The 18,898-nt window shown below is 45.8% G+C and carries 2 protein-coding genes; one reads left to right on the top strand and one right to left on the bottom strand.

All coding sequences use genetic code 11. The annotated features are described in order from the left end of the window. The first annotated feature begins 83 nt into the window (after positions 1 to 83). Entirely contained in the window at positions 84 to 848 is a 765-nt protein-coding gene (locus ACED46_RS06675; protein WP_017061488.1) for a transporter substrate-binding domain-containing protein, read from the top strand. Positions 849 to 923: 75 nt separating this feature from the next. On the opposite strand, the gene ACED46_RS06670 is transcribed toward ACED46_RS06675, so the two are convergent. Next, entirely contained in the window at positions 924 to 18,500 is a 17,577-nt protein-coding gene (locus ACED46_RS06670; protein ID WP_371721126.1) for a retention module-containing protein, read from the bottom strand. Between the last annotated feature and the right edge of the window lie 398 nt (positions 18,501 to 18,898).

Genomic DNA, 18,898 nt, shown 5'->3' with positions numbered 1-18,898 from the left:
TCCAACCTTTCCAATGGTTTGATCTCTTTCTCTGATTGTTTCTGTTACTTTGAATGACAACACAAACACAACAGACAATTACAATGAAAAAAACATCACTATTACTTGCCTCCATTGCTCTGGCACTTTCTGGTGTCGCACAAGCTGACCAGCTAGAAGACATTCAAAAATCAGGCACTTTGCGTGTGGGCACTACTGGCGACTACAAGCCTTTCTCTTACTTCGATGGTAAAAGCTACTCTGGCTACGATATCGATGTTGCACAGCACATCGCGGAACAATTAGGCGTTGAATTGAAGATTGTTCGTACCACATGGAAAGATCTACTGACCGACCTAGACGACGATAAGTACGACATCGCGATGGGCGGCATTACGCGTAAAATGCAGCGTCAGTTAAACGCGGAACAAACTCAAGGCTACATGACCTTTGGTAAGTGTTTCTTGGTTGCGAAAGGCACCGCAGAACAGTACGACAGCATTGAGAAAGTGAACCACTCTTCTGTTCGTGTGGGCGTGAACATTGGCGGCACTAACGAGATCTTTGCCGACGCGAACTTGCAGAACGCAAGCTTCACACGCTACGAGAACAACCTCGACGTACCAAAAGCAGTAGCGGAAGGCAAAGTTGATGTGATGGTGACAGAAACCCCTGAAGGTCTGTTCTATCAGGTAACTGACGAACGTCTTGAAGCGGCCCGCTGCGAAACCCCGTTCACCAACAGTCAGTTCGGCTACCTGATTCCTAAAGGTGAACAACGTTTGTTGAACACGGTGAACTTCATTATGGATGAGATGAAATTGAAAGGTGTTGAAGAAGAGTTCCTGATCCACAACTCCCTTAAGTAACTCTTTTCAATTTATACCGTAACAAAAAAGAGGCCAGCAATGCTGGCCTCTTTCGTTATGGTTCAATGGTTCGCTTTAACCGTGAGTTATCACATTCTGCTGTACCAATGCATCCAGAATGTCCGAAGGCATGGTGCTACTTAAGGTTAGCTGTGGCGCAAGGTCTTCAACCACAATCACCTGTTCCGTAGTACCTAAGCCATCCGGGTTGATCGTAAGCTCAATATCATCCCCGTCCACTTTCGCGTCTATTTGTTGTAGCAACGCGGTCATGTCTGGAGATGTATTTTTAAGCTCCGGCAACACTTCTCTCAAGTCAATGCTGTCCCCTTCCGACAAATCAAAGTCGGTAATCGTATCTTCAACACCATCTTCGATGTTAAGCCATACGAACGAGTCCATACCATCACCACCAGTCAGAATGTCTGAGCCTCCGCCGCCAATCAGGGTGTCGTTACCGTCACCGCCAACAAGCGTATCGTCACCTGCGCCACCTTCAAGTCGATCATTCCCTGAACCACCCGTTAAGTCAGTCGCATTAGCACCAGCCAGTAACTGAACATCATCGGTTTCCGAAGCCAAGTTAATATCAACTGCGTTAGACACAATGTTCAAGTTAAGGTCAATCGATGCAGAGGTTGCTGTATCGTTGTTGTCAGTCTCTTCAGAAACCGCCTCGACTTTCAGTGTGTAGTTACCTGGAGTTTGAGAAAGCCCAACCGCTTGCAAGCTTTCAATTGCATCTGCCGTTGCTACCCAAACACCACCGCCAAGATCCGTCACAGAACCCGCAGCACTGGTGATTTGAGCGCCAGCAGGTACATCACTGATATGCAGCGTTAGCTCTTCTGTAATGTCCGTTAAGGCTGCGATAATCCCAACTAAAGGAATGCCACTCGCACTCACAGACTGACTCGCAGTAATGTTTCTCACGTAGTTAGTCGCACTATCGATAGACAGGGTTGGTGCATTCGCCACTGGCGTCACCGCGATGTTGTAAACCACAGGTGCTGTCTCTATCGCAATACCTGAAGGGTTGCCGCTGTCTTTAGCGATGACTTCTAATCCAATACTATTGGTTGGAGACAAGCTCGCATCAAGGAAAACACCATTTGGACTGATTGGCGTATCAATCAACGCATTCAGGTCACTCAATGTCCCCACTAAGATGACTGAACCCGTGTTGTTGCCGTTAACAACAACCGTCGTCACTGCTGGAAGTGATACATTCAATGTACCGTAATCCACCGTCAGCGTGACGGTCATCAGATCATCAGAAAATGTATCTACATAATCAGGGTCACTGACATTGATACCACTCAACAGTTGACCAGCATCCTCGTCAATAACCGTAGTGACACTGTCACCATTAACGACCGGTGTATCGTTCACTCCATCGACAATCGCGGTGATCTCCGCTGTATCCGTTAGGAAGTCATTAGCGCCGTTGGTTGTACCATCATCCTCTACGGTATAGGTAAACTTAACGTTGCCGTTGTATTCATCAGCTGCCGTAAATACCCAGTATGGGCCAGTGATCGAGTTGTCATCCGCACCACCGACATTTTCGAACTTCTGAAGCTGTCCCAGACCTTGGTCGATAACGACTCCAGTCACGGTAATAGCATCGCCCTCAGGATCGGTCGTCGCTGCAATCAGGTCTTCAGCTTTGATGATCAACTGACCTTCTTCTAGGATGGTGCCCAAGTCGATGTCCGTTGCCACTGGCTGATCATTCACTTCCGTTACCGCAACGCTTATTTCAGCGGTATCCGTTAAGAAATCATTTACGCCGTTAGTTGTACCATCGTCTTCTACGGTATAAGTGAACTTAACGTCTCCGTTATAGCCATCTGCAGCCGTAAATACCCAGTATGGGCCTGTAATCGCTGCGTTGTCAGCACCACCAGCGTTCTCAAAGCGCTGCAGTTGACCTTGGCCTTGAGTCAGGGTCACACCCATGACGGTGAGGTTGTGGTTTTCAAGATCAGAGCTTGCTGCAATTAAGTCACCTTCAACGATAACAAGCTGGCCTTCCTCGGCAATCGAACCTAAATCAACATCTGTCGCGACAGGCGCATCGTTCACTTCCGTCACCTTAATGGTGAACGTAGTTTGATTAGTTTGAGCCGTATTCGGATCACCCGCGTCAATCAAGCCGTTATTACCACCATCATCGAGCGTTGCATTGATCGTGACTAAACCACTCTGGTTGAGGTAATTCTGGTCTGGATCGGGTTTGAACGTCACTGCTCCATTGGTCAATGCGGTATTGATATCGGCTTCTTTACCGGTAATCACCAATGAGCCACCAGGTTGCAATACAAACGTCACGTCAGGTGAGCTCGTAAACTCAAACACACCTTGCGCTCCCGGAAGTGTTTGATCGACTTGCAACGTAAGAACATACGGAGCGTCTGGATTATCAAAGTTAGCATCAACGTCGTAGATACTAAAGTTGTCGATAGCAACACTAATGTCTTCCGATGTTTCAATATTCGTTACGTTCACAAAGATCGGTTGATCGTTAATAGGATCAATCACCAGATCAACATCGAAGCTGGTTGGCGTCCCCAAATATTCGGTGTTATCAGCGTCAGTATCCACAGAGCGAACGGTAATCTGCAGCGGGCCATTAATGCCTAATACATTACCCGTATCGCTATTGTGTTCACCTGAATTGAATACGATCTTATCGAGCGACTGTGCAGGAACATCAAGTGTCCAAAGCTGCGTAACTGGATCATAACTAGCCAAGGTTGTGCCGTCTGGATAATAGATAGAGGCATCTTGAGGAACGCCCGCAACTTCTACTCGAAGTGTCTCTGGTGCATTCTCGGTATAAGTGCCGTTGCCCGTTGCAGATAGCTCTTTATCCAAAATCGTCGCATTGATTTCGATATCAATGTTTTGACCTTCGTTACCTGTCACAGAATCTGTTGGATTAGTATCAACATCATCACCCACAGGTACCACATGCAGCTTAAAGCTTGGCAGATTTGATGCTGCAGTAGGCACACCCAACAAAGATTCTTGAGTAAATACGGCAACACCAAATTCAGCCGTACCACTGAAGTCCTTAGGCGGTAAAATCGAAATCTCACTCAAGTCGAACGATAACCCTGATGCTTGAGGTAGTTGAACACTCCACTCACCACCACCATTATTCTTCACCGTGTATGCCGAACCAGCGTCTGCACGCATCTGGAAGCCATCAGGTACATCTGTAAACTTAATCGACACAAACTGTTCTGAGCCATCAAGGTCAGTCAGTGCAATCGATACAGGCCCTGTGCCCGACAAAGAAATCAGCTGGTCCTCAGTACCCGTAATCTCGATAACATCAGGATCGCTACCCGGGCCAGTGACAGACACGTCATCCACCACAGGAACGACTTCAAAACTGACATTGGTAGAGAAAGTATCGGTATCAGTCGCGCTGCCAGTTGGCGAAGCTGCATCATTGTATGTAGCAGTATCGGTAATCGTCCCGCTGACATTCACTTGCACCTGATTTACGTCATTATCTGTTGGGTAATTTAACGCCGGTCGGAATAGTACATTATCCAACGCGCCTGCATTAATCTCAGCTTCATTAAAGGTCACCGATGTGCCAAGCGATACCCCTGCGCTGGTATAGAAAGCCCCAACACTCGTGTCATTTAACGTCAGTGTGATAGAGGTGAATTTTTCGTCACCACCTTCAACTCCGCTTACTTGGTCATCAATGGTCGAGCTGAAATCAAGTTGGATATAGGTATCTTCGTAGCCGACTGGATCTTGCCCTGCTTGACCGTCGGTATCGACAGGGTTAAACGAATCGTCAAGCGAACCAACGACAGTAACGTCAATATCTGGGTTACCTTCAACATCAGGAGCAACTTTAATGACTACTTCTGTCACTAGAGTTTTCTCATCCCCCGACAATACGTCTTTAGTTACTATCGTCAACGGCAACCTAAAGTCGCCGGAGTAGTCGGCTGGTAAGTTAAGCAGTAGTCCAGAGAGGTCGGTCGAGACCCCTTGATCGACGGTAGTCTGGAATACATATTTGCCATTAACAAAGTCTAGGTCGCTGCTTCCCGATAAACTAATTGGGAAGGTGACTTCGTTCACCGCTCCTGGATTAATGGTCACACTGTCATCAATAATGATGGTCACTTGATCAGTTGAGTCATCTTCGCCCGAGAAAGTAATTAAACCATTCAATGCCGTACCTAGATCTAACTGGGTGTCCTCAATCGCATCAACAACACTGTCTGGTGTTATATCAATATCGGCTGCAACCTTAGTACCCCCAGCCACCACTTGAGGGAATGACAGAGTGACTTCTCCGTCCCTACGAGCGGCCGTAGATGACTCAACCTCAGCACCATCACCTCGGTCTATTACCGTGCTAAAGATATCCATCTTGATGTCATTGAACCCTCCTGCCCCGCTGTTTCCTGAAGGAAGAACAAGGCCGTTCGATGCACTGATGCTAAATATGTCTTCATTCGTTACAACCCAGCGCCCATTGCCTTCATAAGCAGCGCCAATAACGAGCAGTTGATTGAGTACAGCATCTGATAGCTCCGAACCGTCCACGTTTGTTAATTCAATAACTAACTGGTCAACTTCTTCGATAGCGGACGAAGCATCTGTTTCTTGATATCGAATGACGAACTCATCCGTAACCGATGTATTATCGCTGTTGGTTGTGAACTTAAGCACGCCAGTGTTTGCATCAGCAACTACGGTTGCTAGTGCTCCAGTACCCAGCACATCATCGACGATAAGCTTGTTGCTAGCGTCTTTCGGCTCAACGACTGGACGTACGATAACATCAATCGAGCCCGTGATTGTCGCGGTAGCGATGCCCTGACCAGGATCAGTCGCATCAACATACTCATGATCTCGCTCTTCGATCATGACAACCGTATTAAGCGTAAAGTCGGTGCTCGAGTCTTGTTCAGGTGTGATCTGAATAAAATTATTGTTCAGTGCAATTTGAGTAAACTCTTCTGCCGTCTGTCCACTCTTCGGCGTAATGGTTAAAGTGCCTGCTGAAGCATCGTAAACCCAAGTTACATCGCCATTAACCACAACACTTTCAACATCTGTCGGAATGGCACTGATCACAATAGAAGTGAAATGCTCATCATCATCAATATAATCAGTACCCTCTGGGTGCCAATCAATACTGATCGCCGTATCTTCATCGCCATTAGTGACTGTGCTGTACGTCGCTGAGGTATCGATTCTAGGTTCGACTAACACTCGCACTTCTTGGTCAAACGTAAGCGTATGACCGTCATTCTCAGTCACGATCACTTTACCCTGAATGTGAATGTTCTCTGTTGAAGAATCGACAGGTCTGATGCGAATTCCTGAGGTTTTACCTGCGTCAGTGATGTTCGCTTCGTAGATAGGTTTAGAAAGATCGGGGCTACCACCCGGACCGGTTTCGTAACCGACAAAGTTAAGGTCAATAATGGTACCGTCACCGTCTTCCAGAATAACGCCATCAGGAATACCCGAGAGGATAACGGTTATGGATTCTGAACCATCGTCAGGTAATGGGGTTTGATCTACTGCTGCAGGATCAGGTCTTCTCTCTCCCGACAACATGGTGAAATCAAGCTCGGCGTAGCTGTCTCCATTCTGGCTCTCTTGGATCGTGGTTTGAACACCAGGTGTTGTGCCATCGGTGATTGCTGTCCAAGCCGTACCGTTTGTACCGCCATAAGGAATATCTGCAACCCCTTTAACCTCAACGTTAACCGTTTTAGTTCCTAGGATTTCTTCATCAACTTGTGCACCAGTAGAGAGGTTCGCAGTGTCTTTAACCACACCGGTTACATCAAAAGTAAAATCGACATTGCTGTGTTTAGTCGGAACAATCTCTACGTTGGCGAGATCGGAATACGCCACTTCCTGATAATCAATACCGTTAATAGTGATTGTAGGAACTGGGGTCGTAGTTCCAAGGAAATAAAGCACCGCCCCTTCGGTAATATTACTGATACGAACAAATAGCTCTTCTGAACCATCAGTGTCCACTGAACCGTTCATTGTGATGACTTCGTCTAGCGTGAAGGCATCTTTGTTGTCCAGAGGACCTAGGTAGTCTGGGTCATCAATATTGTCTTCGTTAATACGAATCCGGTTAACACTGAACGACCCAGGGTCCGCATCGGCAGTCACATCAATGATAATGTTTTGCTCAACAGAGCGAGCGGTCGTTTTGTCTAACCCGCCGTTCGCTGAATCATCGTATGGGTTAAGCGTCTCTTCCGTAATTGCCGTCGCTTTGAACTCAATTTGTCCAGAGAAGTTGTCGATTGGGTTAACGACTGTGCTATTAATATCAGCAGATGCGATGATATAAACACCATTAACAGGCGTTAACACATTGCCATTTTGATCAAGTAACTCAAACTTCCCATCACCCTGAATCGCTTCAAGTTCATAGGTAATCGTCTCAGTATTGCTGTTATCTTGCGATTCAGCATTCAGCTGCAACGTAACATTGTCTTCATCTTCATTCACTTGATACTGATAAGTACTGTTGGCGTCATCCCACGTTGCAATATCCGCTACCGCTTCAATCTCGATTCTGAAGTTTGAGTTAACGGTGTGATCCGTATTGCCATTTTTCTCAATTTCTAGCTCATAACGAACGCGCCCACCAGTTTCATCCGAACTAGCGTGTTGGTCCGGAACAAAGAACAAGTTGTCTATCGTCGCAATAGTTTGTCTTGGCTCATTCGGATTTGGAGCAAAGCTTTGTTCGAGTTGAGGAGGACCAAATATAATGCTCCCATTTGACTCAGGCACTAATTCAATGTAGTCAGCACCATCAAAGTAATAAAAAGTACCTTGATGACTATCACCTCCGTTCGGGCTTTTAATCGTCAACTGGCCAATAGATTCAGCGTTATCTTGGTCATACAGACTAACTTGCAGCGCAACTTGAGCTGGCGCATTAGGCAAACCATTTTGGTTATCTTGAATATTCTCAAGAGCCGGCTCATCGCCTGTTGCATAAGGTATGGTTGAGTCTCTACCCGCATCCTCGAAGGTCGTCACTTTCAGAGCGATTCTTGTAGAGTCCCTATCAGTAATCGTTATATCTAACGGTGTTTCAGAGGTATCTAAATCGCCATCCGTCGCAATCACATTAATCGAAAAATCGATGGTGTCTAGGCCGTCATGATCGAGATAGCCGTTAGCTCTAAATTCAACCTCGCCATTTGAGTTGATACGCAAACGCCCTAGCTCACGGGTGTCCACGCCACCACTACCATCGTCGGTTTGTTCGTACACTCGTACTTGTTGACTACCGCTATTTAAATCGAAACTGCTGCTGTACGGCCCGCTGTTTCCTGTACGGAAAACAATATCTGCACCATTACTGGTAATGCCCTCAATTCGACTCAGTACCGCGCCATCCGCGCCGACATCCGTCGCATTAGCAAACATGTCAACTTTGGAATTACCATAGCCCTGGCCTTCAATTCGTGTGATCGATTGAGTTGTCACCAATGGAACATCATCAGTCACCGTGATTTTCAAATCGATCGCGTTTGATTGGTCTTGATCAAAATCTTCTGCAACAACAGAAAAGTTAAGGTCAATTGCGTTTTCATTCGCGCCATCAGGGTGCTTAAGTGGTTTAAACAATTCAAACTGATAGCTGTTATCCGAGGTATCGAAAATAATCTCAAACACAGCTTCATTACTCGTTGCAGTTTGAGCAACGTAAGTAAATGTTGTGCCGCTTTGTGAAACAGCAAGCCACTCTAAACTTTCTCCGTTGGAGGTTAAGCCAGTCAGAACCAAATCTTCATCAACCAGTTCATACTTCACAACACCATCCGCGCCTTCATCGACAGTGAACAGGCCATTAATAATGGTGTCTTCAGATTGATCGGAACCAATACCAGTAAGATCGTCTTCATCGACAACCGTTTCACCCGTCGGCGCACTCATTACTGGCGCATCGTCTAGCACCTCGATTGGCAATACATATTGGTTAGAATCATCGCCGTCACCATCAACCGCAACGACATCAAATGGAATCGTTAAGGTATTGGAATTCGGGCTTGTTGGATGGTTTAGAGGACCTAGCAACGTAAACGTATAAGAGCCGTCATTCGCTAGCGCGAGCGTGAAGATAGGAGTTCCACTTGTCGTCGTACCTTGATAGGTCGTTGTGTTGGCGGCACCTGTGACTTCTGTAATAGAAATCGCTTCAGTTCCAGAGGTCAATGTCGCTTCAAGCGCAGAGATATTACGCAGTTCGTAAACCTCTACTTGGTCTGCACCTTCTGTGGTAACAAATGCACCTGTTGCTTGAGAAATCGCAGAGCCGAGATCATCTTCATCAACCACAAATGTGCTGGTCGCTGTCGTATCGGTAATGACAGGCACATCATCGGTGATAGTAACGGTCAAAGGTTTCATCACAGAGTCGGTATTGTCTTGGTCGACCGCGATCACTGGCAGAGTGAATACTTGATCGTTGTTGCCTTGCACAGGCAGATGATCGAGCTCTTCCAACAAAGTGAAGGTGTATTCGCCTAGCACTACACTATTAAAAGTGATGGTAAAGATATCCGTTTGAACACCCCCACTCTCAACGAAACCAATATAGGTTCCGCTGTTGGCTGGATCTTCTTTAAGCTGAACCACTAGGCCATCCGATTTCAAATCACCAGACGTGTTGAACTGAGTGGTATCAATACGGAAATAGCTCACATCATCACTTCCCGCTGTGAAAGCAATGGTTTCAGTTTGGCTCACAGGTAAGCTCGGAGATGAACCATCCACGAGATTCGCTTCTTCCAATGCAACCGTTGGTACAGTATCAATTACCGGTGGAGCACCATCTGAAATCGTCAATGTCACGGTCGAAGTAACAATATCACCGTCTTTATCTTCTGATGTCACGGTAATCGTCTTAACGATATCACCACCAGAATGATTCAGGTTTCGATTAGGCTCAAAGCGCACATCACCTTCAAGCGTGATAAACAACGAACCTTCCGTAAATACAAACTCTTGCTCACCAGTGTTGGTTTGCACCAGAGACTCTTCAGGCTGACTACCATAAGTAAATTTGGTTATGGTGGCGCCATCAGCACTTTGCGCAGGCATCACATCAAATGTCGTTGTGGTAGGTGTGCCCGTGCTTGGTTCAGTGATGCTAAGCGCACCAGACTTCATTAACTGGACATCATCGGTGATGGTTACTGAAAGCGGTTTAGACGCTGAAATATCGCCATCGGTGTCTTGCGCGTAAACAGAAAGATCAAAACTCAGATCGTTGCTTCCTAAGCCATCAACGTGATCCAAACGCTCAAGCAGCGTAAAGGTATACTGGCTAGGATTAGTATCATCAAAATCTAGGGTGAATATGATTTTCTCACCACCCGAACCATCCGTCGTAAACGCAATGTAGTCGCCAGAACCCGCAGGCTCCTCACGTAAACTCAATTCAAGGCCATCAGACTTCAACACGCCGTTGGTATTGAACAGCCCAGCTTCAACGACTATTTTTCCAATGTCATCACTGCTCGCTAGCGAGGTGATAGTCTGAGTCACACTGACAGGCGTTCCGCTAGGTGTCGAACCATCCGCAAGTAAGCTTTCCGACAAGCTGACACTTGGCACAACGTTGATTGTTGGTCCATCGCCATCAACAATCGTAAGCGTGACTGTTGATGAAAAGGTATCTTTATCAAAGTCAGAAGACGTAAACACAATCGACTTAACAATGTCGCCCGCAGAATGATCTAGATTTCGGTTTGGTTCGAACCTTACATCACCGCTTAGCGTGACAAACAGTGAGCCTTCAGTGAAGGTAAACTCTTGCTCGCCATTGTTAGTTTGATCCAAGGTGATCGCTGAACCGCCACCAAAAGTAAACTGAGTAATGGTCGCCCCATCAGCACTTGGTGTAGGCATTACATCAACAGTAGCAGTGGTTGGTGTGCCAGTATTTGGCTCTGTGATGCTTAACGTACCATCTTGCATCTGTTGAATGTCATCTTGTATCGTTACCATGACATCGCGTTTAACCGAATCATCACCATCGGTATCAACGGCGTAAACAGGCAGGTTGAAGTTGAGGCTGTTATTAAGATCACCATCAAGGTGATCTAACGCCTCAATCAAAGTGAAGGTGAATTGCCCTTTATTAACGCTATCAAAATCAATGGTGAATACATTAGTTACGTTACCGGCCCCGTCATCAGTAAACCCGATGAAGTCGCCAGGTGAAGCAGGATCTTCTTTTAACTGAACAACAAGACCATTTGATTTGAGTAGGTCGCCAGGATTGAACTCGTTGGTTGCAATTCTAAAGTGGCTTAAATCATCACTACCCACGGTATAAGTGATCGTTTGTGTCGAGCTAACCGCTGAACCACTCGGCATAGAGCCATCAGCAAGACCAACTTCCGATAGGTTAATATCTGGCACTACATCAATAACCGGATCAATTCCGTCTTTGATCGTCAACGTGACATCCGCGGTATCGGTATCGTTATCAAAATCACTGGTCGTCACGACTATCGTTCTCACGATATCGCCAGATGAATGGTCTAGATTTCTACTTGGTTCAAAGCGCACCTCACCTTCAATCGTGATGTACAGTAAGCCATCGGTTACGGTAAAAACTTGTTCTGTAGGCACAGTTGGGTCTAACGTAACAGCCGTGCCACCATCGTAGATAAACTGAGTCACTTTCGCGCCATCAGCACTCTGTGTCGGCATAACGTCGATTGTTGGCGTGGTTGGCGTACCTGCTGATATATCAGCAAGTGAAGGCTCAGTGATACTTAACGCCCCATCTTGAACGCCTTGTACATCATCGGTGATCACCACGGTCATTGGCGACATTGCAGAACCATCACCATCGGTATCAACCGCTAAAACAGGGACATCGAAACTTAGAGTATTGTTTTGTAATCCATCTGTATGGTCTAACGCTTCAAGCAGTGTGAACGTATATTGCCCTAGATTGGTTGTCGAGAAACTGATCGTGAAGACGTTGGTTTCGACGTTAGAACCGTCCTTGACGAAGCCAATGTAATTACCAGAATTCGCTGGCTGCTCTTTAATCTCAACCTCTAATCCATTCGACTTCAAAGCCCCCGATGTATTGAACTGAGCAGGGTCAATTCTGAAATAACTAACATCGTCACTACCCTCTGAGTAGGTAATAACTTGAGTCATCGCCACTGGATTGCCGGTTGGCGAAGAACCATCAGCGAGATCCACTTCTGAGAGCGTAATTCCAGGGACCAAATCGATCGTTGGAAGATCACCATCGGTAATCTTCAATGTCACGGTAGATGAGACGATATCACCATCAAGGTCAGTAGATGTAACAACAATCGTCTTAGTAATATCACCACTCGTGTGATCTTGATTTCGCACAGGCTCGAATCGTATCTCACCTTCTGTGGTAATAAATACAGAACCTTCAGTGAACACAAACTCTTGCTCGCCATTCACATTGAGATCAAGGCTTTCTGCACTGTTTCCATCAAACACAAATGAAGTGATTTTTGCTCCATCTGCGCTCTGATTTGGCATCACGTCCAGAGTATTCGATGTTTCGACGACTCCAGCAGGCTCACGACTGGTTATTGTGCCGCCTTGCATCAACTGCACATCATCACCAATAGTCACACCAAGCTGAGAGACTAACGAATCGTCGCCGTCACTATCCACCGCATACACAGGCAGATCAAAACTCAGGTCGTTGTTGCCACGTGCATCTTGATGATCCAAGGCTTCGATTAAGGTAAAGGTGTATTCACCTAAGGTTGTCCCAGAAAAACTCAACGTAAATACTGTGGTTACCGCATTCGACGAGCTGGTTGTAAATCCGATGTAGTTGTCCGACCCTTGCGGATCTTCACGTAATTCAACAGCTAAACCATTCGATGTGAGTGCATCATTGGTATTGAATTCTGCTGGTTCAAGGCGGAAACGAACCACATCATCACTTTGATTGGTGAAGGTGATGGTTTCGGTTTGACTTACCGCACTGCCACTTGGGGCTGAACCATCCGTCAGGTTCGTTTCAGATAAGCTAACCGTTGGAATAACATCAATGGTTGGAATATCACCATCGGTGATCGTTAACGTAACGGTTGACGTGACTGAGTCTTTGTCGAAATCGCTTGAGGTCACCACTATCGACTTAACAATATCGCCGGCCGTATGGTCAAGATCTCGATTAGGCTCAAAGCGAACTTCACCTTCGAGGGTAATGTACAGTTTGCCTTCTGCGAAGATAAACTGCTGTTCGCCTGCAATATTTTGATCGAGGGTGTTTACGACGCCATCATAAGTGAACTGAGTGATGGTCGCGCCGTCAGCACTTTGGTTTGGCATGACATCAAAAGTAGCCGTGGTCGGTGTACCAGCCGCTAAATCAGCGACGGTCGGCTCGGTAATATTGAGCGCACCACCTTGCATGATTTGAACATCATCATCAATCGTTACATTAAGCTGCGATACCAGTGAATCATCACCATCACTGTCTACCGCATAAACAGGCAGATCAAAGCTCAGATCATTGTTCGCTAGGCCAGCAACATGGTCTAGCGCTTCAAGTAGAGTGAAAGTGTATTCACCTAACGTGGCTGAAGAGAAGCTAATGGTAAACACGGGGACTTCAGCGCTCGAACCGTTGGTAATAAAGCCTATGTAAGTGCCCGGATTAGCAGAATCTTCTTTTATCTCGACCGCAAACCCATTCGATTTCAGTACACCACCGACATTAAACTCAGTTGGTTCAATGCGGAAACTCGTCACATCATCACTTTGGTTAGTGAAAGTAATCGTCTCGGTTTGACTTACTGCGCTACCGCTCGGGCTAGAGCCATCGCTAAGGTTAGTTTCAGATAGAGTAACGCTTGGCACGGCATCGATGGTTGGGATATCACCATCGGTAATCGTCAGCGTAACCGTTGCTGTCACGGGATCGTTATCGAAGTCACTTGAAGTCACCACAATCGACTTCACGATGTCTTCGCTCGTTGTGTGGTCTAAATTACGATTTGGCTCAAAACGCACTTCACCTTGAAGAGTAATGAATAACTCTCCTTCCGTGAAGCTGAACTTTTGCTCGCCATTGTCAGTTTGATCAAGTGTTCGAAGTTGACCATCGTAGGTGAACTGAATGATTGTCGCGCCGTCAGCACTTTGCGTTGGCATCACATCGATGGTATTGGTCGTTACAGTACCACCAGCCAAATCAGCAACATTCGGTTCAACGATATCTAATGTGCCGTTTTGCATGATTTGGACATCATCACCGAGAGTCACATTGAGTTGAGACACCAGTGAATCATCACCATCTTTATCAACAGCGTAAACCGGCAGGTCAAAGCTTAGGTTGTTATTTCCTAGCCCATCAACGTGATCTAACGCTTCCAACAGTGTGAAGGTGTATTGACCGATATTGGTATCCGAAAAACTAATCGTGAACACGTTCGTTTCAACATTAGGCGCCGTCGTCACAAAGCCGATGTAGCCACCCGGCGTACTTGGGTCGACTTTCAACTCAACCGTCAGTCCATTCGATTTTAGAAGGCCGCCAATATTGAACTCAGTAGGTTCAATACGGAAACTCGTCACATCATCACTTTGGTTGGTGAAGGTAATCGTCTCAGTTTGACTGACCGCACTGCCGCTTGGAGTAGAGCCATCACTCAGGTTGGATTCAGATAGCGTAACACTTGGTACATTATCAATCGTTGGAATATCGCCATCGGTAATGGTCAGCGTAACCGTTGAGGAAACAAGATCGTTATCAGAATCACTTGAGGTCACCACTATCGATTTAACAATGTCTCCACCTGTGTGGTCGAGATTGCGATTAGGCTCGAAACGCACGTCGCCCTGTAGGGTGATATACAGCGAACCCTCAGGAACATCAAATTTCTGTTCACCCGTATCGCTTTGGTCAAGTGTTAGTACCGCTCCACCATCGTAGGTCAACTGAGTAATGGTCGTTCCATCAGCGCCTTCTTCATCAAGAACATTAACCGTTGTCGTGGTCGGCGTACCTGCCGCTAAATCCGAGACCGTTGGCTCTTCAATATCGAGTGAGCTATTGACCATCACTTGAACGTCATCGGTGATCGTCACCGCCAACGGAGACATCAGAGAGTCGTCACCGTCGCTATCGACGGCGTAAACAGGCAAGTTGAATGTGAGGTCGTTATTGCCTTGAATCGGCGTGTGGTCAATCGCTTCGATAAGCGTAAAGGTGTATTCACCCAAATTAGTACTGCTGAAATCAAGAGTGAAAACGGTAGTTTCAGTATTCGAAATATCAGTCGTGAAACCGATATAATTACCCGAACCTGCAGGTTCTTCTCTAATCTCGATCACCAGACCATCGGACGTGAGAGAATCGCCAACGTTAAATTCACTAGGCTCTAAACGGAATTTCTCAACATCGTCACTTTGGTTGGTGAAAGTGATGGTTTCTGTTTGGCTAACCGCACTGCCGCTTGGTGATGAGCCATCAGCGAGATCCGATTCTTCAAGAGCAACACTCGGAACAGCATCGATAGTAGGGTTATCACCATCAGTAATGGTCAAAGTAACGGTTGATGTCACCGGGTCGTTATCAAAGTCATTCGACGTCACGACTATCGACTTAACAATGTCTTCACTCGCAGAGTGGTCTAGGTTACGGTTTGGCTCGAAACGCATTTCACCTTCAAGGGTGATGAACAAGCGACCTTCTGCGAAGTTAAACTGCTGCTCGCCTGAAATACTTTGATCCAGTGTATTTACGACACCGTCATAATTGAACTGAGTGATGGTCGCGCCATCTGCACTTTGATCGGGCATCACGTCAATGGTGTTGGTTGTTACAGTGCCGTCAGCAAGATTTGGCTCGATGATATCTAACGTACCGTCTTGCATGATTTGAACGTCATCACCAATAGTCACATTAAGCTGAGACACCAATGAGTCATCGCCATCGCTGTCTACCGCATAAACAGGAAGCTCAAAGCTCAGATCGTTCTTATCTAAACCATCTACATGGTCTAACGCTTCAAGCAGAGTAAAGGTGTATTCACCCAATGTGCTCGTAGAGAAGGCAATCGTGAACACTGAGATTTCAGCACCCGAACCATTGGTAATAAAGCCAATGTAAGTACCTGGATTAGCAGAGTCTTCTTTTATCTCGACCGCAAATCCATTCGATTTCAGTGCACCGCCCACATTGAACTCTGTTGGCTCAATACGGAAACTCGCTACATCGTCGCTGCCTGCGGTAAAGGCAATCGTCTCGGTTGCGCTAACTGTACTTCCGCTGGGCGCAGAGCCGTCATTAAGGTTGGTTTCAGAGAGAGTCACTGGTGGGATCAAATCAATGATCGGATCTTGGCCATCGGTAATACTTAACTTAAGCGTCGAAGTATCAGTATCGCCATCACCATCTTCGGCTAAAAATGAAAACTGTTTGACGATAGTTTCACTGCTTGTATGGTCAATATCACGAGCCACTTCAAAGCTAAAATCACCGTTCAGCGAAATGGTTACAACACCCTCAGTAAAACTGAAGGTTTGGTTCGCATCAGGGAGAAAATTTTGATCTAATGGATAATCAACACCGTCATAATTAAATGACTGAATGGCTGAGCCATCAGCGCCTTCAAAATTAAATAGGTTGTACGAAACAACCGTATCACCAGCCAAATTCGGTTCATCGACAGAAACAACATTATCAACTAACTCAACGACATCGTCTTTAACATTAACGAGGATCTCAGCAGCTTCTGGTGTGTTCGAACCTCCAGACAGTGCAGAACGGTCGCCATCTGCATCAACAGCATAAATTGGCAATGCAAAAGTTAACAGCGCATCTTCAGCGCCTTGATGAGAAAGTTCTTCATAAAGATTAAACTCATAGTTGCCCAATGAAGGGCTATCAATTTTAACATCAAAGACCGTAATTCTCGTTCCATTGACCTCAACGTAACCTTCATAAGTTCTTACACCGTTGGTTTCATCAATCAACTCAAGTAGCACAGCCTCGCCATTTGAAACCAAGGTGCCATTAGTATTAAATTCAGTGGGTTCTAGCTCATAATGGTCAATGATGTCACTTTCAAAAATGTCCGCGGTGATACTGCCAGTGCCAGACACTGGCGCCGTGCCCTCTTGTGAGCCGCCAACAATGCCCGCTTCATCAACATCAATACTGTCAACATTAGTAATAACAGGGCTATCGCCATCAGTGATAACAATGTTGATGTTATTGGTTACAACATCTTGGTCGAAATCGGTAATCGTGATCGGTAAATCGAACGTCAGTGAATCGGTGCCCACTTGTTCTATTGGATTAAACTGCTCGAATTTATAAGTACCATCGGTATCTAGTGAGATAGTGAGAACAACCTCACCTCGACCTTGGATGGACAGAGTAATCGTTGTTCCATCATCAGAAAGTCTGGCAAGCGTATTTTGATTATCACTGAGCAACCCATCAAACTGGTCCAGTGCACCAGCATCAAATACAGCTGATTGAAGATTATCACTACCAATATTGGAGAACGTTCCTTCAATTGCTGCACTGCTAGTTTCTACGTTACTGATATTGACACTTTCAGCAGACGGATCGCCCCCATCAACCACGGCAACTTGCGCATTAATTGGTGTTGCTAATGGGTTTCCGGCGGTGTCTTCACCTTGAATATCAAAAGTGATGTTAATTTGATCGCCTGTATAGGAAACCTGACCGCCACCAACAGACGTTACGTGATCAATTGGTTGAGAAATCGTTGTGGTCAATGAAAGCTCAGCGTTATTTCCAACACTAACAGCATCAATGTCGATACGTAATACTTCGTCGGTACCTTGAACACCAACGATAGAATTGGTCGTCGCGTCATACGTGAAGATAACGGACTGACCACTTGAAGTAATGTCGCTATTTAATTCACTAAGTAGTGAAGCGAGGGATAAAGTTTCTGGAATGAAAGAGTCAGGGGCGAGAGATAAACTACCAGCAATAATCGTTTCTGTCGTTGTTATAGATTGGGGATAGGTATTGCCAGATATGGAGCCTTCAGTCAGTGTTTCACTGATTGATTGACCACCGAGTGAGCGCGTTAGAGAGTTGGGGGTTTCTCTCTCTTCTACCCTAAAGTCCTTTTCAAGACCAAACGTCTCAAAAACTGTTTCAGGCCGAGTCTCCGTTCGCAATGCCACTATCTTTACGAAACCCCAATTAACCGAACCACCAGCGCTACCAGAGCCAGGAGCCTCAAGTATTTGAGTTGGATCGCCCCCCCCTAAAATGGCCTCTTGAATCGCCGCAAAATCGTCTTCAGTAAATGAATCATCAGCAGCTTGCGCCAAATCGATATTCACCTCTCCGGCGACCGGCACATCTGCCCAAGCCAAATCTTGATCGACACAGCCAACACAATTGCCTTCAATCTCAACAACTCCGCTAGGTACACCTACTAATAGTTCAGCATCATGCGCGGTAATAACAATCTCATTTTTACGGATGATATCACCAACCGAAACTTTTCTGGCACTGCCGTCAGGCTTCACTACAACCACATCTCCACTAGCGGCTTCAACCATAGCAGACTGACGCGAAGATTTGTTATCCATACATCCTCCGATGTCACAAATCACTTCTTAAGAGCGGTGAACATAGTTTGTAATAGCGATCGCAGGCTTTTATTAACTTACATCTCGTTCTTCGGAATATATTCAAACGGTTCATCACAGAGATACAAAAAGAGAATAAATTTCGCCTGTTTTTTATATTTTACTTACCTTTAAGTCTAGTCTTCCCCATAAAAAATGCCATATCTGCATGAGTAGACCTCTCTTACAAATTTGTCTATTTTCCAAGGGTTTCCAGAACACTAGTTAAAAGTGAGTAGGGTACTGATTTATATGCAAATAAACTCACATATATATACACCTCTCAATTTAATAAATTTATACCGCAATAAAGTTAACAAATCATTAGCGAAAATAAGGCATTAATTGAAGTGAGCTAT

Origin of the sequence: Vibrio sp. 1S139 (genome assembly GCF_041439475.1) — a bacterium.
GTDB lineage: Bacteria > Pseudomonadota > Gammaproteobacteria > Enterobacterales > Vibrionaceae > Vibrio > Vibrio crassostreae_C.
Note: the sequence above shows the minus strand (reverse complement) of the source record. Positions and strands in the feature narration are given on the sequence as shown.